Consider the following 18,344-nt stretch of genomic DNA (forward strand, 5'->3'; position numbering starts at 1 on the left):
ATGTTCGAGCTGGTAGACAACATCCCGCAAAGCCCGGTCATCAAAGTGATCGGCGTAGGTGGCGGCGGCGGCAACGCGGTCAATCACATGGTCAAGAGCAACATCGAGGGTGTGGAGTTCATCTGCGCCAACACCGATGCCCAAGCACTGAAAAACATCGGTGCGCGGACCATCCTGCAACTGGGCACCGGCGTTACCAAGGGCCTGGGCGCTGGCGCCAACCCGGAAGTCGGCCGTCAGGCTGCGATGGAAGACCGTGAGCGTATCGCTGAAGTGCTGCAGGGCACCAACATGGTGTTCATCACCACTGGCATGGGCGGCGGTACCGGTACCGGTGCGGCGCCGATCATCGCCGAAGTGGCCAAGGAAATGGGCATCCTGACCGTTGCGGTCGTGACCCGTCCGTTCCCGTTCGAAGGCCGCAAGCGTATGCAGATCGCCGACGAAGGCATCCGCGCGCTGGCAGACAGCGTTGACTCGCTGATCACCATCCCGAACGAAAAACTGCTGACCATCCTTGGTAAGGACGCCAGCCTGCTGTCGGCCTTCGCCAAGGCTGACGACGTATTGGCCGGCGCGGTGCGCGGTATTTCCGACATCATCAAGCGCCCAGGCATGATCAACGTCGACTTCGCCGACGTGCGTACCGTAATGAGCGAAATGGGCATGGCGATGATGGGTACTGGCTGCGCCAGCGGCCCGAACCGCGCTCGCGAGGCGACCGAAGCCGCTATCCGCAACCCGCTGCTCGAAGACGTTAACCTGCAAGGTGCTCGCGGCATCCTCGTGAACATCACCGCTGGCCCGGACCTGTCCCTGGGTGAGTACTCGGACGTCGGTAGCATCATCGAAGCGTTCGCCTCGGACCACGCCATGGTCAAGGTTGGTACCGTGATCGATCCGGACATGCGCGACGAGCTGCACGTCACCGTGGTCGCCACTGGCTTGGGCGCTAAGATCGAGAAGCCGGTCAAGGTCATCGACAACACCATGCAAACCGCTGTAGCTCAGCAGTCTCAGGCACCGGCACCGGCCCGCCAGGAGCAACCCGCAGTAAACTATCGCGACCTCGAGCGCCCGACCGTAATGCGTAACCAGGCTCACGCCGGTGCCGCCGCGGCCGCCAAGCTCAACCCGAACGATGACCTGGATTACCTGGACATCCCGGCATTCCTGCGTCGCCAGGCTGATTGATGGAATTTATCAGGAGTATAGGGGTGATTGGTGTTCAGCAAAGGCGGGGTCTGGTATTATCGCCCACCTTTGTTGATACCAGTTCGCAACTTGCGCTGAAGCGGCCACTGCCATGATTAAACAACGCACCCTGAAGAACATCATCCGTGCCACAGGCGTCGGTCTGCATTCCGGGGAAAAGGTCTACCTTACCCTCAAGCCCGCGCCCGTCGATGCCGGTATCGTGTTCTGCCGTACCGATCTGGACCCAGTGGTCCAGATCCCCGCGCGTGCGGAAAACGTCGGTGAAACCACCATGTCCACCACCCTGATCCAGGGGGACATCAAGGTCGACACCGTGGAGCATCTGCTTTCGGCCATGGCCGGCCTGGGGATCGATAACGCCTACGTCGAACTCTCCGCGCCGGAAGTGCCGATCATGGATGGCAGTGCCGGTCCCTTCGTATTCCTGATTCAATCGGCTGGCCTGGAAGAACAGGACGCGCCGAAGAAATTCATCCGCATCCTTCGTGAAGTGTCAGTGGAAGACGGCGACAAGTGCGCCACTTTCCTGCCATTCGACGGGTTCAAGGTGAGTTTCGAAATTGATTTCGACCATCCGGTATTCAAGGATCGCACCCAGAGCGCCAGTGTGGATTTCTCCAGCACGTCTTTCGTCAAGGAAGTCAGCCGGGCCCGCACCTTCGGCTTCATGAGCGATATCGAATACCTGCGCAAGCACAACCTGGCGTTAGGCGGCAGCGTAGAAAACGCCATCGTGGTCGACAAGGAAGGTGTACTGAACGAAGACGGCCTCCGGTATGAGGACGAATTCGTCAAGCACAAGATCCTCGATGCCATTGGCGATCTTTACCTGCTGGGCAACAGCCTGATCGGTGAATTCCGCGGCTTCAAGTCGGGGCATGCCCTGAACAACCGGCTGCTGCGCAAGCTCATCGAACAGAAGGACGCATGGGAAGTGGTCACCTTCGAAGACGCGAGTACCGCGCCGATCTCCTACATGCGCCCGGTTGCGGCGGTTTAAGCTCGAACCTTTTCTCTCTATTTCAAAGCCACCTTCGGGTGGCTTTTTTTTATGAGCTCGGGGGTGTGGGTAGGTTTGCGTAGCAGCCGGGTTGGCCCGCGACAGGCCTAGCACCGTGTTATCGCCGGACGCGGCCAGGGCCAGCTGCTACGGGAAATATGTCGGGGTAAAGGTCACTTGCGCCGATGCTTGGCCAGGCGCTCCAGCGCAGCACGCAGGTTGGGGTCGCTAATGCCGTCGGCCGTGGCTTGCAAGTTGTCCGCGGCGGAGTCGGACAGGTCCAGCCCTGGCCCATTGGGGCGCTTGGGGCCAACGCTAGGCTGTACCTTGAACAGAATCCGGGTCAACCCGCTGAATTCAGGCATGGCTTGCAGCCCTTGTTGCAAACGCCGCTGCTGATACCGCAAGCGGGTTGCCCAGTGGCCGTCGGTGACCACCAGCAGCAAGCTACCTTCGCGCCAGGCCGCCACGTGGCAGTGTTCGCGCGCGGCTGGCTGCAGTTGGGTGTCCAGCAGCTTCTTCAGCTGGCCCAGGCGTTGCGCCTGGTTGAGCAGCGCCTTGAGCGGCCTGGCCTCGCGCAACAGGACCGCGGGCGGGCGCGCGGGGTGAGGACGAAATGCCATGAGTGATCTCCGAGAGGGGAGGCATGTTAACAGATGGTCGCAAGCACGAAAGTCAGCCTCTTTGCCATGACGTTTGCTTCAGACGCTTGAAGTTGAAAAAAAAGGCCTTATTGTAAACCCGCCCCGTAAAAGCGCTGTGCCAGCATTGTGGCGTCGCCACTTTCCTCTCCATCGTTTCCGGGTAGAATGCTCGTTCGCATGCGGCCATGAGGGCTGCTCGGGCGACTCCTTGGGGCCGCCCTCCATCCCTAAGTGTGGAAGATCCAGCCGATATGTTTGCGCCTCTGTTGAAAAAACTTTTTGGAAGCAAGAACGAGCGTGAAGTAAAACGCATGCTCAAGACGGTCGGTATCGTCAATGCCTTCGAAGAGAAGATGGTCGCGCTCTCGGACGAGCAGCTGCGTGCCAAGACCGCCGAGTTCCAGGCTCGCGTGGCCAAAGGTGAAACCCTCGATGACCTGCTCCCCGAAGCCTTCGCGGTATGCCGCGAAGCCGGCAAGCGGATCATGGGCATGCGCCACTTCGACGTCCAGCTGATCGGCGGCATGACCCTGCACGAAGGGCAGATCGCTGAAATGCGTACCGGTGAGGGCAAGACCCTCGTGGCGACCCTGGCGGTGTACCTGAACGCGCTGTCCGGCAAGGGCGTGCACGTGGTCACGGTGAACGATTACCTGGCCCGCCGCGACGCCAACTGGATGCGCCCGCTGTATGAATTTCTTGGCTTGACCGTGGGCGTGGTCACGCCCTTCCAGCCACCTGAAGACAAGCGCGCCGCCTATGCCGCGGATATCACCTACGGCACCAACAACGAATTCGGCTTCGATTACCTTCGCGACAACATGGCCTTCAGCATCGACGAGAAATTCCAGCGCGAGCTGAATTTTGCCGTCATCGACGAAGTGGACTCGATCCTCATCGACGAAGCCCGTACTCCGCTGATCATTTCCGGCCAGGCCGAGGACAGCTCCCGCCTGTACATGGAGATCAACCGGCTGATTCCGCGCCTCGAGCAGCATATCGAGGAAGTGGAAGGCGAAGTCACCAAGCAGGGCCACTACACCATTGACGAGAAAAGCCGCCAGGTCGAACTCAACGAAGGGGGCCACCAGTTCATCGAGGAGCTGCTGACCCAGGCCGGCCTGCTGGCCGAGGGCGAAAGCCTGTACTCGGCGCACAACCTGGGCCTGCTGACCCACGTTTACGCTGGCCTGCGCGCGCACAAGCTGTTCCACCGCAACGTTGAATACATCGTGCAGGATGGCAGCATCCTGCTGATCGACGAGCATACCGGCCGGACCATGCCGGGCCGTCGCCTGTCCGAGGGCCTGCACCAGGCCATCGAAGCCAAGGAAGGGCTCAAGATCCAGGCCGAGAGCCAGACCCTGGCCTCCACGACCTTCCAGAACTACTTCCGCCTCTACACCAAGCTGTCCGGCATGACCGGTACCGCGGACACCGAAGCGTTCGAGTTCCAGCAGATCTACAACCTGCCGGTGTTGGTCATCCCGCCAAACCGCCCGCTGGCGCGCAAGGATTTCAACGACCTGGTGTACCTCACCGCGGAAGAGAAGTACGCGGCGATCATCACCGACATCAAGGAATGCATGGCCACCGGCCGCCCGGTGCTGGTGGGTACGGCTACCATCGAAACCTCCGAGCACATGTCCAACCTGCTCAAGAAGGAGGGTATCGATCACAAGGTGCTCAACGCCAAGTACCACGAGAAGGAAGCGGAAATCATCGCTCAGGCCGGGCGGCCTGGCGCGCTGACCATCGCCACCAACATGGCGGGCCGTGGTACGGACATCCTGCTGGGCGGTAACTGGGAAGTCGAAGTCGCCGCATTGGAAAACCCCACCGAGGAGCAGGTGGCGCAGATCAAGGCCGACTGGCAGAAGCGCCACCAACGGGTGCTGGAAGCTGGTGGCTTGCATGTGATCGCCTCCGAGCGCCATGAGTCCCGGCGTATCGATAACCAGCTCCGCGGCCGTGCTGGCCGTCAGGGTGACGCCGGCTCCAGCCGCTTCTACCTGTCGCTGGAAGACTCGCTGATGCGTATCTTCGCCTCCGACCGCGTGAAGAACTTCATGAAGGCCTTGGGCATGCAGTCAGGCGAGGCCATCGAGCACCGCATGGTGACCAACGCCATCGAAAAGGCCCAGCGCAAGGTCGAGGGGCGCAACTTCGACATCCGCAAGCAGTTGCTGGAGTTCGACGACGTCGCCAACGAGCAGCGCAAGGTGATCTACCACATGCGCAACAGCTTGCTGGCCGCCGAGAACATTGGCGACACCATCGCCGAGTTCCGCCAGGAAGTGCTGGACGCTACCGTATCTCAGCACATCCCGCCGCAGTCGCTGCCCGAGCAGTGGGACATCGCCGGCCTGGAGGCTGCCTTGCAAGCAGACTTCGCGGTCAGCCTGCCGATCCAGCAGTGGCTGGACGACGACGAGAAGCTCTACGAGGAAACCCTGCGCGAGCGCCTGCTGGCTGAAATCCTTGCTGCCTACAACGAGAAGGAAACCCAGGCCAGTGCCGAAGCCCTGCGCACCTTCGAGAAGCAGATCCTGCTGCGTGTAGTGGACGACCTGTGGAAAGACCACCTGTCGACCATGGACCATCTGCGTCACGGTATTCACCTGCGCGGCTACGCCCAGAAAAACCCCAAGCAGGAATACAAGCGCGAGTCCTTCACGCTGTTCCAGGAACTGCTCGACTCGATCAAGCGCGACACCATCCGCGTGCTCTCGCACGTACAGGTGCGCCGCGAAGACCCGGCCGAGGAAGAAGCCCGGCTGCGTCGCGAGGCCGAAGAGCTGGCCCAGCGCATGCAGTTCCAGCACGCCGAGGCGCCGGGCCTGGATCAGCCCGAGGCCCTCGAGCAAGGCGAAGAGGGCGTCGTGGCCGCGCTGGCGCCACTGCGCAACGACCAGAAGCTGGGGCGCAATGAGCTGTGCTGGTGTGGTTCCGGCAAAAAATTCAAGCATTGCCACGGTCGCATTGAGTAAAGCTTTGCACGTAAAGTGGCTGCACTCGGCTATGCAGCGTCAAAAACCGGCGCGGAATGTTCATTTACAATCAGTGAACTCCGCTTCCTCGCCGGTCTTTTCCTGCTTAGCCTTCGCCGACTTTTCGTATCAAAGCTGAGGCTTTTGTCGAATCACGCCGCGCCGGCCCTAGCCGTCGCGGCGTTTATCTTTCCAGGGTTCGCCCACTTTCAAGGAGTCATCAATGGCTGTCGGTCTCGGTCCCTTGCCCACGCTGCACCCTGTTCCCGGTTTTGAGTTGGGCATCGCTTCGGCGGGCATCAAGCGACCAGGCCGCAAGGATGTGGTAGTGATGCGTTGCGCCGAGGGTGCCAGCGTGGCGGGCGTGTTCACCCTGAACGCCTTCTGCGCCGCGCCGGTGATCCTCGCCAAGCAGCGTGCCAGCGGCCCTGTGCATTACTTGCTGACCAACACCGGTAACGCCAATGCCGGCACTGGCCAACCTGGCCTGCTCGCCGCCGAGCGCACCTGTGAAACACTCGCCCGCCTGGCCGGGGTAGAGCCTGCGGCCGTGTTGCCCTTTTCCACTGGGGTGATTGGCGAACCGCTGCCGGTAGAGAAAATCGAAGGCGCCCTGCAAGCAGCGCTGGACGACCTCTCGGAGAACAACTGGGCCCAGGCCGCTACTGGAATCATGACCACGGACACCCTGCCCAAGGGTGCCAGCCGGCAGTTCAGCCACGACGGCGTGACGGTCACGGTGACCGGCATCAGCAAGGGCGCCGGGATGATCCGGCCGAACATGGCCACCATGCTCGGGTATATCGCCACCGACGCCAAAGTGGCCCAGCCGTTGCTGCAAGACCTGATCCGTGACGCCGCGAACAAGTCGTTCAACCGCATCACCATCGATGGCGATACCTCCACTAACGATTGCTGCATGCTGATCGCAACCGGCAAGGCCGCCTTGCCTGAAATCACCGAAGCCAGCGGGCCGCTGTTCGCTGCGCTCAAGGCAGCGGTGTTCGAGGTGTGCATGGAGGTCGCTCAGGCGATCGTGCGCGACGGCGAGGGCGCGACCAAGTTCGTGACGGTGCAAGTGAACGGGGGCGGTACTCACCAGGAGTGCCTGGATGTGGGCTATGCGGTGGCCCATTCGCCCCTGATCAAGACTGCCTTGTTCGCTTCCGATCCGAACTGGGGGCGCATCCTCGCCGCCGTGGGCCGTGCCGGGGTACCCGAGCTGGACGTGAGCAAGATCGATGTATACCTGGGCGCTGTGTGCATTGCCAGCCGGGGTGGCCGCGCGCCGAGCTATACCGAGGAGCAGGGCGCCGCGGTAATGGCCGAGGCGGAGATTGGCATTCGCATCGAGCTAGGCCGAGGTGATTGCAGCGAGACAATCTGGACCACGGACCTGTCTCACGAATACGTGAAAATCAACGCCGAATACCGCACCTGATCGGCGAAGGAGCTATTGTGAAACGGGTTCATGTAGCCGCCGCGGTCATCCGCCGCGCCGACGGCAAGGTACTGATCGCCAAGCGCAACGCCACCCAGCATCAAGGCAACCTCTGGGAGTTCCCCGGCGGTAAGCTGGAGGAGGGTGAGCTGCCTCGTGCGGGCCTTGCCCGGGAACTGGCCGAGGAGCTTGGCATTCGTGTGACCTCGGCGCGACCGCTGATCAAGGTAGCCCATGACTACCCCGACAAGCAGGTGCTGCTGGACGTTTGGGAGGTCGATGGCTTCGACGGCGAGCCTCACGGCGCTGAAGGGCAACCCCTTGCCTGGGTAGCGCCCAAGGCACTGCCAGATTACGACTTCCCCGCCGCCAACCAACCGATCGTCACTGCCGCGCGGCTGCCGTCCCGTTACCTGATCACGCCCGATGGGCTGGCCGGGCCCGAGTTGCTCGGGGGGCTGCGCAGGGCTATTGCCGAGGGCGCCCGCCTGGTGCAGCTGCGTGCGCCGAACCTCTACGATCCGCAGTATCGGGATCTGGCGGTGGACGCGGTGGGCTTATGCGCTGGTAAGGCGCAGTTGATGCTCAAGGGGCCACTTGAATGGCTTGGGGATTTTCCCGCTGCGGGCTGGCATCTCTCCGCCGCTCAACTTCGCAAGTACGCAGCCAATGGCCGTCCATTCCCCCCAGATCGCTGGTTGGCGGCTTCCTGTCATGGTGCCGAGGAGTTGGAACTGGCCGAGCGCATGGGGGTGGATTTCGTGACGCTATCCCCCGTGCAGCCGACTCAGACCCACCCGGACGCGGCGCCGTTGGGCTGGGCGCAGGTGCAAGCGCTGATCGCAGGCTTCAGCAAGCCGGTGTTTTTCCTGGGGGGTGTTGGCCCTGATGATTGCCAACGAGCATGGGAAGCCGGCGCTCAGGGTGTGGCAGGGATTCGCGCATTCTGGCCAGCATTGCCTTGATCGCAGCGCGTGCAGCCCTGCTTCGCAGGCTGTCGCCTGCCCCTACACCGGGCCTTCTGCCTGCGCCCATAGCACTTCATCAACCCCTTCGCGGCGGGCGATGATCCGCGCGGCCACGAACAGCAGGTCGGACAGGCGGTTCAAGTAGGCCATGCCAACGCCGGTCAACGGCTCCTCCCGGTGCAACTGCTGGCAGCGGCGCTCGGCGGCACGGGCCTGGCAGCGGCAGATGTGGGCCTGGGCCACGCGCGCCGAGCCGCCTGGGAGGATGAAGTTGCGCAGCGGCCCCAATTCGTTGTTCCAGCGGTCGATGGCGGCTTCCACCCGGGCGACTTCACCGTCGTACAGTGCGCGGTGGCCAGGGATCGCCAGTTCTCCACCAAAGTCGAACAGGCGGTGCTGGCAGGGCGCAAGTACTTTGCCGACCTCGGCCAGCGCTGGTTCGTCGGCAAGCTGTGCCAGCAATAGCCCAAGGTGGCTGTTGAGGGTGTCTACCTCGCCGATGGCTTCGATGCGCGGGTGATCCTTGGATACCCGTCGGCCATCGCCCAAGCCCGTTACGCCGCCGTCACCCGTACGGGTGTAGATTTTCGATAACCGATTACCCATTTCCTCCTCCCAGGGCGGCGGGCCCCGCCACGGCCGGCTGAACCAGCGGCAAACGCAAGGTGAAACAGGTACCCACGCCTTGCGTCGACTGCACTTCCATCTGGCCTTTGTGATTGTTGGTGATAATGAAGTACGACACCGACAGCCCCAGCCCAGTGCCTTGACCAACCTCTTTGGTCGTGAAGAAAGGTTCGAACATCCGCTTGCGCACGCTCTCAGGCATGCCCACGCCGTTATCCTCTACCTGAATCTCGGCCCAAGGCCCGTTGAGTTTCGTGCGCAGCAGAATCCGCCCCGGCTCGGCCGGGTTATCCCGCTGATGAATCGCCTGGGCGGCGTTTTTCAGCAGGTTGAGCAGTACCTGCTCCAGCTCGTTGGCAGTGCCCGGCACCGGCCCTAGGCGGGGGTCAAACTGGCGCACGATCGATTGCCCGCGGAAATCGAAGCCGATGCTCAGGTCGAAATCGCTGCTGGCAATTTCCACGGCCTGATCGATCAAGGCCGGTAGGTCGCAAGGCGCCATCTGCCGATCGCTGCGGCGGCTGAAGCTGAGCATATGGGTCACGATCTTCGCCGCCCGGGCACCGGCGCCCTGGATACCTTCCAGCAGTTGCGGTATTTCCCGCGCTTGCAGGTACTCGTTCACCTTCGCCAAGGGCACGCCGGCTGCCTCGGCCTGCGCTTGGTTCTTCGGCAGCTCCGGCGATAGCCTTCGGCGAATGTTCTGCACGTTATGCAGGATGGCCCCAAGGGGATTATTGATCTCGTGCGCCATGCCGGCAGCCAGCCCGCCGACCGACAGCATTTTTTCGGACTGCACCATCATTTCTTCCAAGGACAGCCGCTGGCTGATGTCGTCGATGCGGATCACCACCCCGCGGCCGGCGCTTCCCGCCAGCGGGTAGCAGGTGAGCGCGTAATGGTGCGGTACATCCCCCTTGAGCCAGGTCACCCGCTCGACCTTGACCACCCGGTGCTGCTCCACGGTGGTCTTGAGTTGCGGCAAGAAGGGTTTGATGGGTTCGAACGCCAGGAAAATAGGCTGGCTGAGCGCTTCGTCCAACGGGGTGCCGGAAAGCGCACTGGCTTCCTTGTTCCACTGGGTGACGTATAGCTCCTCGTCCAGGGCGATCAACGCCGAGGGCATCGAGTCGATGATGCTGTTGAGGTAGTTCTGAAAACCGGTCAGCTTCTTTTCGATCTTGCTGCGTACCTGCACTTCAAGTTCGAGCTTGCGGTTAGTGTGGCGGGTTTCCTCCGCAAGACCTTGGGCGGCATCGTACGCGGCTTGAGAGTCGTCCCGGGCGCGCTTGAGCTGCTGCTCGCGCGCCTCGATGCGCGACAGCATGGTATTGAAGGCTTCGGCCAGGCTGCCGATCTCATCGTGATTGCCGGGCGCGGCGCGCAGGGAATAGTTCTCCTCCCGCGTAACCTGCCGGGTCAGCTCTTCGAGGTCGTAGATCGGCCGGGTGATCAGCCGCCGGATCTGCCGGGCGATCAGCATCCATAACAATACGCTGAACACCAAGATGCCAACGCTGGCGGTAAAGGTGCCGGTGTAGAAGGCCATTGGCAGTTCGCTGCTGGCCACCAGTAACAGATGGCCGGGCCGGCCCGCCGCCAGCGGCAGTTCGGCCACTTGTATGCTGCGAAATTCCGTGAGGCGCCAGTCGTCCAGGTCGTCGAAGTGCTTGGGCAGGGTAAGGTGGCTGCCGTGCTGCAATTGCGCCAGGCGTTGACCGTCGGGCCCATACACCGCCGCCGCGCGCAATGGTGAATAGCTGTCGAACTCCTGGAGCAGGGCGTTCGCCGCCTCCCCTGACGTGGCCGCGCGTTGCGCGAGCTGTGGTTGCGTTACCAGCCGGGCGATGGTCTGCAGGGCTTGGGGCGCCATGCTTTCATGGGAAATCCAATAGGCTGCGCTGATAAAAGTCAGGTTGGCCACCACCAGTACCGTGACCATCAGCACCAGTAGTGCGGCGAGCAGTTTTTGCCCAACGGGGAGATTTTCAAGACGCTGTCGCAGTTGCATCGCAGATCCAGCTCGCAGGGAACGCGCCGGAGTGTAGCAAAGAGTGTGCTCAGTTCGTTGGCAGGCCTTTGTCTCGGAGCGCTTGCAAGAGCGCCTGGCGCAGGCTTTCCAGGGTGGGCACTGGCACCGCCGCGCGCTGTGCCTGTACACAGGCATGACCGATCAGGTAGGCGATTTCCGTACGGCGGCCGGCAGCTACGTCCTGGTACATGGAGGAGTAGTTCGCAGCCGTCGCAGTGATGACCTTTCCCACCTCCGCGTGCAGATCATGTGCGGCGTCGGGCTGGCCAATTGCTTGCAGCAGGGCGGTCAGCTCCTCACACAGGGCCGTGACCTGCGGCGAATGATCGTGCAACTCGCCGTTACGGCATTGGTGCAGCACCGTCAGCGGGTTGATCGCGCAGTTGATCGCGAGCTTGCGCCATAGGCGGGTCATGATCTCGGGCGTCCACTGATGGGGGATGGCGGCCTGGGCGAGGTCGTTTAACCACGATGGGGCGGGAGCGCCGTCTGCGCTGCCTAGCCAGGTGAAGCCTTGCCCGGCAAAGACCACGGTGCCGTCGTCGCGCTGCCAGGCGCCCTCCGTGGTCGAGGCGAAAAACACCTCGGCCCTGGGCAGGGCTGCCGCCACGGCCTGTTGGCTACCCAGCCCATTTTGCAGCAGCAACACCTGCGCCCGCTCCACCAGCCGGTGGCGCACGCTGGCGACCGCCGTTTCCGCGTCATAGGCCTTGCAGGCCAGTAACAGCCGGGCAATAGGCTCCTCGGTGGCGGCGGTCTGCGCGGGTAGAGCAAAAGTTGTTTCGTGCGTGCCCTCGAGCAGGCGCAGCCCTGGCCCTTGCTGGTAGCGGTTCACCCGGGCGGCGTCACGCAACAGCAATCGCACTGGCAAGCCAGCGCGGGCCAGGCGACACGCCCATAGCGTGCCAACGCTGCCCGCGCCCAGTACATGCCAGGGAGTATCGGCCACCCGCTCAGGCTTTCGCCGGCAGGCGCCGTGCGTTGACCAGCCCAGACGAATAGGATTCCTGCAGCAGCCGGCTGGCTTCACCGAACAGGCTCAGTGGTTCGACCGGCAGGCTTTTCTCATCAAGGCCTACCAGGCTGATGCCGGCACGCAGGTCAACCAGGCCTGCGCTGGTCATGAAGCCCTTGAGGTTAAGGCCGTCGTGCAGCCGCTTGAAGCTGCTGGGCGCGCATTCCTGCAAGCTGCGGGGCAGGGTCAGCAGCACGAAGTGGTGCTCGTCCACGCGGGCCAGTACGTCCAATGGCCGCACCATCTGTTGCAAGCGCCGGCCCACACCTTGTAGCAATTCGTCGTAGAATCCCTCGCCGTATTCGCGCTGCAAGGCCTCGGCATTCTGCAAACCAATCAGCAGGTAGCACAGGGCGCCGCCCCGGGCCTGGATCTGGCGCAGGCTGTCGTCGAGTTTTTGCCGCAGGTAGCGGCCGTTGCCCAGGCCGGTGAGTGGGTCGACAAGGTTGCGCTGTTCGAGGCTGGCGATGTTGTCGCGCAGCAACCGGTTTTCCCGGCCCAGGCGCTGGAACATGCTGTAGAGCCGGTCGCCGGCGTGCACCCGAACCAGCAGTTGAGCTTCGACCAACGCTGGCGGTAGCAGGTCGTCGACGCCCAGGTCAGCGGTTTCATCGAGCAGTTCGGCACTTGAGCGTGAGTCCACCAGCAGTATCCAGGTATGGCTCTCGGTGGCCTCGTCCAGCAGGCGGACCCGCGCCGCCAGCGCAAGGCCCTCGTCGCCTGAGGTCAGCAGCAGGTTTGCCGGCCGCTGGTCGAGTTCCGCCAGTGCGCCCTCCATGCTGGACAGGCGTACGTCACCGTAGCCGCCCTGCGACAGGAGCGCGGCCGCGCTTTGGCACAGGCGCGTATCGTTGGCGGCCAGGAGGATACTCAGGTTGGGGTTTGACATCTAACGCTCGCAATGAAGGAAATACCGCTGTGTAACGGAAACGATGCTATCCATAGGCTTCTAACCCGGTTTGCGAGGAAAGCATGTCGTAATGCTGGCACTCGTTATAATGATCCACGCTTTTGGTCGTCAAGCCGGGCAAGCAGGTTTCTTACGCTTTACCGACAAAAAACACCCCGTATGCTGCTTCTTAGTAACAATCTGGAGATTATTTAATGCCCTCGTTCGACGTAGTGTCCGAGTTGGACAAGCACGAAGTCACCAACGCCGTCGACAACGCCATCAAAGAGCTGGACCGCCGTTACGACCTCAAAGGCAAGGCGTCCATGGCGTTCAATGAGAAGGACAAGACCGTGTCCCTCACCGCCGAGGCTGAATTCCAGCTCGAAGCGACCCTTGAGATCCTGCGCATGGCCATGGTCAAGCGCAAGATCGATGTGAAATGCCTCGAAGTGAAAGACGCCTACGCATCTGGCAAGGAAATGAAACAGGACGTACTGCTGCGCGAAGGCCTGGACAAGGAAATGGCCAAGAAAGTAGTCGCCTTGATCAAAGACAAAAAGCTCAAGGTACAAGCCGCCATCCAAGGGGAGCAGGTCCGTGTGACCGGCAAGAAGCGCGACGATCTGCAAGAGGCTATCGCCGCGCTGCGTGTGGCGGAAATGGACCTGCCGCTGCAGTTCAACAACTTCCGCGACTGACCGGGCGCGGAACCATCCGGGGCGGCTCGGCGTCGGACGGCTGTTAACGGTGGCGACAGGCTCGCCGCCTTGAATAGCCGATACTGGAGACGCCCCTATGGATCTGAACGCCGAAGTGGACCACCTCGTCCGCGCTTCCCAAGCCTGGATACCGATGATCATGGAGTACGGCAGCCGGGTAATCCTGGCCGTGGTGACCCTGACCATCGGTTGGTGGCTGGTGAACAAGGTCACCCGGGAGATCGCCAAGCTGCTCGCCCTGCGCCATGCAGACCTGGCGCTCCAAGGGTTTATCAGCACCCTTGCCAACATCATTCTGAAAATTCTCTTGATGGTCAGCGTTGCCTCGATGATCGGTATCGAGACCACGTCTTTTGTTGCCGCCATCGGCGCCGCTGGGCTTGCAGTGGGCCTGGCGCTGCAAGGTAGCCTGTCGAACTTCGCCGGCGGGGTGTTGATTCTGCTGTTCCGGCCGTTCCGCATCGGAGATTGGATCGAGGCTCAAGGGGTGTCTGGCACCGTGGATGCGATTCAGATCTTCCATACCGTGTTGCGCACCGGCGACAACAAAACGGTAATCGTCCCCAACGGCAATCTCTCCAACGGGATCATCACCAACACCAACCGCCAACCCACCCGCAAGATCACCCTGGACATTGGCGTGGACTACGACGCTGACCTGCAGAAGGGCCGCCAGGTGTTGCTCGACCTGGCCAAGGACTCGCGCGTGCTCGAAAGCCCGGCCCCGGAAGCGGTAGTCGCGGCCCTGGGGGACAGCGCGATTACCCTGTCGCTGCGGCTGTGGGTTAATACCAGTGACTACGGCGGTGTGCTGAACATGCTCAACGCCGAGGTGCGCGACCGGCTGCGTGGGGCCGGGATCGACATTCCCTTCCCGCAACGGGTCATCCGCCTGGTGCAGGAGGACGCAGCGCCACTCACGCCACAACCGCTGTCCCAGGCCATGTCCAGGGCCGCGCCACAAGGCGCGGCGCAATCGAAGGAGTAGGCCCTGGCGAAGCCTGCGAACCTGCATGCCGCCGGTTCGCAGGCTAACGCCGAGCTCCTGGAGCGGCACCCACAGCCCCGAGTTACGCCTCGGGGGCCTTGTGATAGCGCCAATGCAGCAGAATCAGCACCAGCGTGGGCACGCCCATCAGCGCGGTGATGAGGAAGAAGTTGTGATAGCCATATTTCTCGACCATGACCCCCGAATAGCCACCGATCAGCCGCGGCAGCAGCAGCATGATCGAGCTCAAAAGGGCGTACTGGGTCGCCGAGAACTTCAAGTTGGTCAGGCTCGACAGATAAGCCACGAACGCTGAGGTCGCCAGGCCCGAGCTGAGGTTGTCCAGCGAGATCGTCACTACCAGCATCCTCAGGTTAGGCCCCATGTCCGCCAGCATCAGGAACAGGATATTGGTCGCCGCCGAGGCCGCGCCGCCGACGAACAGGATCGGCATGATGCCGAAGCGCACGATCAACAGCCCACCCGCGCCGGCCCCCAACAGGGTCATCACCAGCCCGAACAGCTTGCTCACGCTGGCGATCTGGTCCTTGGTGAAGCCTTGGTCGATGTAAAACACATTGGCCATGACCCCCATCACCGTATCGGACATCCGGTAGGTCGCGATCAGCCCGAGCAACAGCAGTGCCTGCCAGCGGTAACGCAGGATGAAGTCGTTGACCGGTGTTAGCACAGGGGCAAGCCCGCGGCGGCCCACGGAGGACAAGCACAGCCCAGTGAGGAGGGTGTACAGCAGCGCACGGAGGAAAGCACGGTCTTCGAGCAGCAGGTCTAGCGGGCTCATCTCACCGCTGAGTACGCTGGCGAAATCGGTGTTGTACAGCTGGGTGAACATCGCCGGGACCGACACCAGCAGAATGATCAGCACCACCACCGAGGCCAACTGGTGAATGAAGCCGTAGCGGGCAGCGGACAGTTGGGTACGCAGCGGTACGGGTGGCTCGCGCATCAGTAGGCTAGTGATCAGCGCGGGCACCATCATCACGCCGAACAACAGGTATGTGCCGGCCCATGCCCGGTGCAGGTAAGCGAACCCGGTAGAGCCGAACCCCTCGGCGAAGAACAGCGCACCGGCGGTCGCCAGCAGCGCGGCAACGCGATAGCCCGCCATGTAGCTGGCCGCGAGCGCCGCCTGGCGTTGGTCGCCAGCGATTTCCAGTCGGTAGGCATCCACCGCGATGTCCTGGGTGGCAGAGGCGAACGCCACGACGACCGCGATCGCGATCAGCCAAGGCAAGTGTTTTTGCGGATCACAGAAACTCATGCCGATCAGCCCCAGCACGACCAGGGCCTGGGCCAGCACCAGCCAGGACCGCCGCCGCCCGAGGCGCGCCAACCCTGGCAGGCGCCACTGGTCGAGCAAGGGCGACCACACCCATTTGAAGGCATAGGCAAGACCGATCAAGCTGGCATAGCCAATGGTTTCCCGAGCGACCCCCGCTTCGCGCAGCCAGACCGAAAGCGTCGAGAACACCAACATATAGGGCAGGCCAGAGGCGAAGCCGAGAAGCAACAGCACCAGCGTGGAAGGGCTGGCATAGGCGGCCAAAGCGGCGCGCCAGGTTTTACCGGGCATGGGCGAAAACGTGCCTCAAATCTGCAAAAACAAAGCGCGCACTCTAACCGCTGTACTCCTCCGGGCGCCAGCCATGCCGCCGGATATCCACACGATTCCCGCTGATCGACAGCCCTTCGCCACGCAACCGTGCGCGTTGCTCGTCGCCGCTGGGGCTGCCGACCGGCAAGCTCAGGCGGCCGCCGGCGGCGATGACCCGGTGCCAGGGCAGGCTCGAGCCTTCAGGCAATTGGCTCAACTGGCGGCCAACCCAGCGCGCCGCTCGAGCAAGCCCAGCAAGCTCGCCAAGCTGGCCGTAGGTCACCACGCGGCCGGGCGGAATTGCCGCCAGCACGGCGTACAAGGCGAGCTTGCGCGGGTCAGGTAACGGCTCGGATACATTATTGGTAGCAGGGGGGCGGAACTCGCTTGGCATAATCGGGTCAGTCCTGAGTCCTTCGTTATCGCAGCATAACGACGATCTTCCACGAAATAGAGTCCGTAGTCGCCTATGTTCCCCAGAACCCTCTTGTGTGTGGCTGTCACCTGCACCATGTCTTCCGCTTTCGCAGACACCGTCTGGTTGAAAAACGGAGACCGCCTGACCGGTACCATCAAGGTGTTCGATGGCGGCAAGCTCATGATCGATACCGCCTATGGCGGCTCCATTCCGGTGGACATGAAGCAAGTCAAGACGCTTGAGTCCGACCAGCCGCTGCTGGTCCGTCAGGACGCTTACGACAGCGAAGTCGCCAAGTCTCTGAAGCCCTCGGATGAAGGCAAGGTGATACTGGCTAACGGCGAAGCGCCCAAGACTGTAGAGCTGGCGAGCATCCAGCAGTTGATGAAGCCCAAGCCGTTCGTGCAGGACCTGAACTGGAAAGGCAACATCGATGCCGCGTTGGACTTCAAGCGCGCCGAAAACGACACCGATGACTATAACGTGGCTTTCAAGACCACCGCCCGCCACGGCCGTTGGCGTCACATCGCCGACGGCGAGTACAACCGCGAGACTCAGGACAGCGTTACCGATACCAATAATTGGGCCTTGGAGTACTCGCTGGACCGCTTCATCACAGACCAGTGGTACTGGCAGGGGCGCCTGAACTACAAGCGTGACCAGATCGAAGACCTGCAGCGTCAGCGCACCCTGGGTACCGGCCCGGGTTATCAGTTCTGGGACAACGAACTGGGCGCCTTCTCCCTGGGCGGCCTGTTCAACCGTACCGACTACCGCTTCGCTGATGGCGCCAAGGAGAACTTCTATTCGGTAGCCTTGAAGTGGGATTACAACCGCTACCTGATCGGCAAGACCGTCGAATTGTTCAGCACCGGCGAGCTGGGCCGGCCATTGAGCAACGTGGCCGACTACAGCCTCGATGCCGAAGTGGGCCTGCGCTATAAAGTCACCGAGTGGGCCTCGCTGAACCTCAAGTATGAGAAGGACCTCGTTACCGGGACCCAGGATGGCAACGACCTGGACAGCAGCCGCTACACCGCAGGTTTTGGTGTTACCTGGTAAGCCCTGCAATAACCGGAAACATCTGCGCCGGCCTTACGCCGGCGTGGGGTTGCCGGGTGGGTGCGGAGTGCATGGGCAAGCATGCGCTTGAAATGAGGCGTATCGTCGGCACATATACGGATGACTTTCGCCGAGGATCTTTTGATGCGCTTTTTGCTGGTGTTACTGCTCCTGTTCCCAGTGCTGGAACTGTATGTTTTTTTCCGGGTAGGCCTGGCCATAGGTTTCTTCCCGGCCCTGCTGTTGATTATCGCCGGCTCCGCCTTCGGGGTTCTGGTGCTGCGGGTAGCTGGGTTGGCCACCGCATTGCGGGCCCGTGAAAGCCTGAGAGGCGGGCAACTGCCTGGCGAAGAATTGCTAAACGGGGCAATGGTGGCCGCCGGTGGGCTTTTGCTGGTGATACCGGGCTTTCTCAGCGATCTACTAGGTGCTCTGTGCCTGCTGCCGGTGACTCGCAAGCTGATCGCCAACAAGCTACGCGAGCGTACCGAAGCTCAGGTCATGCGCCAACGTGCCTTCAGCGATGTCGGCCAAGGCCCTTCGAACGGTTCGCCGGCTGGCAGCCCGCGCCGGCCTAACGTGATCGAAGGCGAGTACGAACACCGCGATTCCTGACCCCCGCATCTGAGCAAGCGCCCCGCTTTCCGGGGCGTGGTGCTTTCAGCCTACTGAAAACTACCAAAATTTTTTTCAAGCCGACCTTGTAATCCCCAGG

General features: G+C 62.2%; 15 protein-coding genes and 1 pseudogene. 9 read left to right on the forward strand and 7 right to left on the reverse strand.

The genetic code is table 11. The features are described 5' to 3' along the window. Both ftsZ and lpxC read left to right on the forward strand, forming a co-directional pair. The gene (gene ftsZ / locus OGL93_RS01105) at positions 1–1,194 is read left to right on the forward strand and encodes a cell division protein FtsZ (protein ID WP_263260475.1); all 1,194 of its coding nucleotides are present in this window, start codon (positions 1–3) and stop codon (positions 1,192–1,194) included. Between the two features lie 112 nt (positions 1,195–1,306). Beyond that, entirely contained in the window at positions 1,307–2,218 is a 912-nt protein-coding gene (gene lpxC, locus OGL93_RS01110; RefSeq protein WP_263260476.1) for a UDP-3-O-acyl-N-acetylglucosamine deacetylase, read from the forward strand. Positions 2,219–2,391: 173 nt separating this feature from the next. Here the strand turns inward: lpxC and OGL93_RS01115 are convergent, their stop codons facing one another. Continuing rightward, entirely contained in the window at positions 2,392–2,841 is a 450-nt protein-coding gene (locus tag OGL93_RS01115) for a DUF721 domain-containing protein (protein ID WP_263260477.1), read from the reverse strand. A 272-nt stretch (positions 2,842–3,113) separates the two neighbouring features. Here OGL93_RS01115 and secA point away from each other — a divergent pair, with 272 nt between their 5' ends. The 3 genes from secA (at position 3,114) to OGL93_RS01130 (ending at position 8,258) form a co-directional block, all read left to right on the forward strand. Continuing rightward, positions 3,114–5,852 (forward strand): preprotein translocase subunit SecA, encoded by a 2,739-nt coding sequence (secA, locus tag OGL93_RS01120; protein WP_263260478.1) that lies wholly within the window; start codon positions 3,114–3,116, stop codon positions 5,850–5,852. Positions 5,853–6,075: 223 nt separating this feature from the next. Then, positions 6,076–7,293, forward strand: a complete 1,218-nt coding sequence (gene argJ, locus OGL93_RS01125; protein ID WP_263260480.1) for a bifunctional glutamate N-acetyltransferase/amino-acid acetyltransferase ArgJ — start codon at positions 6,076–6,078, stop codon at positions 7,291–7,293. 17 nt (positions 7,294–7,310) lie between these two features. Further along, entirely contained in the window at positions 7,311–8,258 is a 948-nt protein-coding gene (locus tag OGL93_RS01130; RefSeq protein WP_263260481.1) for a Nudix family hydrolase, read from the forward strand. 42 nt (positions 8,259–8,300) lie between these two features. Here OGL93_RS01130 and OGL93_RS01135 read toward each other — a convergent pair whose 3' ends face one another. Genes OGL93_RS01135 through OGL93_RS01150 form a run of 4 tightly spaced genes read right to left on the reverse strand, consistent with a single transcriptional unit; the run spans position 8,301 to position 12,824 of the window. After that, positions 8,301–8,867: a cob(I)yrinic acid a,c-diamide adenosyltransferase gene (locus tag OGL93_RS01135; RefSeq protein ID WP_263260483.1), complete on the reverse strand. Its 567-nt coding sequence runs from the start codon at positions 8,865–8,867 to the stop codon at positions 8,301–8,303. Continuing rightward, a complete protein-coding gene (locus OGL93_RS01140) occupies positions 8,860–10,899 on the reverse strand; it encodes a sensor histidine kinase (protein ID WP_263260484.1) in 2,040 nt (679 codons plus the stop codon). The genes OGL93_RS01135 and OGL93_RS01140 overlap by 8 nt, the downstream gene beginning before the upstream one ends. Before the next feature lie 49 nt (positions 10,900–10,948). After that, on the reverse strand, positions 10,949–11,869 hold the full coding sequence (locus OGL93_RS01145) for a putative 2-dehydropantoate 2-reductase (protein ID WP_263260486.1): 921 nt from the start codon (positions 11,867–11,869) through the stop codon (positions 10,949–10,951). A 4-nt stretch (positions 11,870–11,873) separates the two neighbouring features. Beyond that, on the reverse strand, positions 11,874–12,824 hold the full coding sequence (locus OGL93_RS01150) for a diguanylate cyclase (RefSeq protein WP_263260488.1): 951 nt from the start codon (positions 12,822–12,824) through the stop codon (positions 11,874–11,876). Between the two features lie 215 nt (positions 12,825–13,039). Between OGL93_RS01150 and OGL93_RS01155 the strand changes: the two genes are divergently transcribed. Together OGL93_RS01155 and OGL93_RS01160 are read left to right on the forward strand one after the other, a co-directional pair. After that, a complete protein-coding gene (locus OGL93_RS01155) occupies positions 13,040–13,525 on the forward strand; it encodes a YajQ family cyclic di-GMP-binding protein (RefSeq protein ID WP_263260490.1) in 486 nt (161 codons plus the stop codon). Positions 13,526–13,622: 97 nt separating this feature from the next. Continuing rightward, positions 13,623–14,456: pseudogene (locus tag OGL93_RS01160) on the forward strand (mechanosensitive ion channel domain-containing protein); the annotation flags it as partial. A 160-nt stretch (positions 14,457–14,616) separates the two neighbouring features. Here the strand turns inward: OGL93_RS01160 and OGL93_RS01165 are convergent. Further along, entirely contained in the window at positions 14,617–16,128 is a 1,512-nt protein-coding gene (locus OGL93_RS01165; protein ID WP_263260492.1) for an AmpG family muropeptide MFS transporter, read from the reverse strand. Between the two features lie 43 nt (positions 16,129–16,171). After that, complete coding sequence (locus OGL93_RS01170) at positions 16,172–16,543, reverse strand: MGMT family protein (protein ID WP_263260493.1); 372 nt, start codon at positions 16,541–16,543, stop codon at positions 16,172–16,174. A 75-nt stretch (positions 16,544–16,618) separates the two neighbouring features. Between OGL93_RS01170 and OGL93_RS01175 the strand changes: the two genes are divergently transcribed. Both OGL93_RS01175 and OGL93_RS01180 read left to right on the forward strand, forming a co-directional pair. Further along, positions 16,619–17,629 carry a DUF481 domain-containing protein gene (locus tag OGL93_RS01175; protein WP_263260495.1) on the forward strand — a complete coding sequence of 337 codons (1,011 nt, stop codon included), beginning with the start codon at positions 16,619–16,621 and terminating at the stop codon, positions 17,627–17,629. 144 nt (positions 17,630–17,773) lie between these two features. Next, a complete protein-coding gene (locus OGL93_RS01180) occupies positions 17,774–18,244 on the forward strand; it encodes an FxsA family protein (protein WP_263260497.1) in 471 nt (156 codons plus the stop codon). Positions 18,245–18,344 lie beyond the last annotated feature (100 nt).

This window comes from Pseudomonas sp. RIT-PI-S, assembly GCF_025642975.1.
Classification (GTDB): domain Bacteria; phylum Pseudomonadota; class Gammaproteobacteria; order Pseudomonadales; family Pseudomonadaceae; genus Aquipseudomonas.

Coding starts and splice junctions, on each gene's coding strand:
- OGL93_RS01135 (WP_263260483.1), bottom strand. CDS start 8,867: ATGGGTAATCGGTTATCGAAAATCTACACCCGTACGGGTGACGGCGGC.
- secA (WP_263260478.1), top strand. CDS start 3,114: ATGTTTGCGCCTCTGTTGAAAAAACTTTTTGGAAGCAAGAACGAGCGT.
- OGL93_RS01150 (WP_263260488.1), bottom strand. CDS start 12,824: ATGTCAAACCCCAACCTGAGTATCCTCCTGGCCGCCAACGATACGCGC.
- OGL93_RS01115 (WP_263260477.1), bottom strand. CDS start 2,841: ATGGCATTTCGTCCTCACCCCGCGCGCCCGCCCGCGGTCCTGTTGCGC.
- lpxC (WP_263260476.1), top strand. CDS start 1,307: ATGATTAAACAACGCACCCTGAAGAACATCATCCGTGCCACAGGCGTC.
- OGL93_RS01140 (WP_263260484.1), bottom strand. CDS start 10,899: ATGCAACTGCGACAGCGTCTTGAAAATCTCCCCGTTGGGCAAAAACTG.
- OGL93_RS01165 (WP_263260492.1), bottom strand. CDS start 16,128: ATGCCCGGTAAAACCTGGCGCGCCGCTTTGGCCGCCTATGCCAGCCCT.
- OGL93_RS01175 (WP_263260495.1), top strand. CDS start 16,619: ATGTTCCCCAGAACCCTCTTGTGTGTGGCTGTCACCTGCACCATGTCT.
- OGL93_RS01170 (WP_263260493.1), bottom strand. CDS start 16,543: ATGCCAAGCGAGTTCCGCCCCCCTGCTACCAATAATGTATCCGAGCCG.
- OGL93_RS01180 (WP_263260497.1), top strand. CDS start 17,774: ATGCGCTTTTTGCTGGTGTTACTGCTCCTGTTCCCAGTGCTGGAACTG.
- OGL93_RS01155 (WP_263260490.1), top strand. CDS start 13,040: ATGCCCTCGTTCGACGTAGTGTCCGAGTTGGACAAGCACGAAGTCACC.
- ftsZ (WP_263260475.1), top strand. CDS start 1: ATGTTCGAGCTGGTAGACAACATCCCGCAAAGCCCGGTCATCAAAGTG.
- argJ (WP_263260480.1), top strand. CDS start 6,076: ATGGCTGTCGGTCTCGGTCCCTTGCCCACGCTGCACCCTGTTCCCGGT.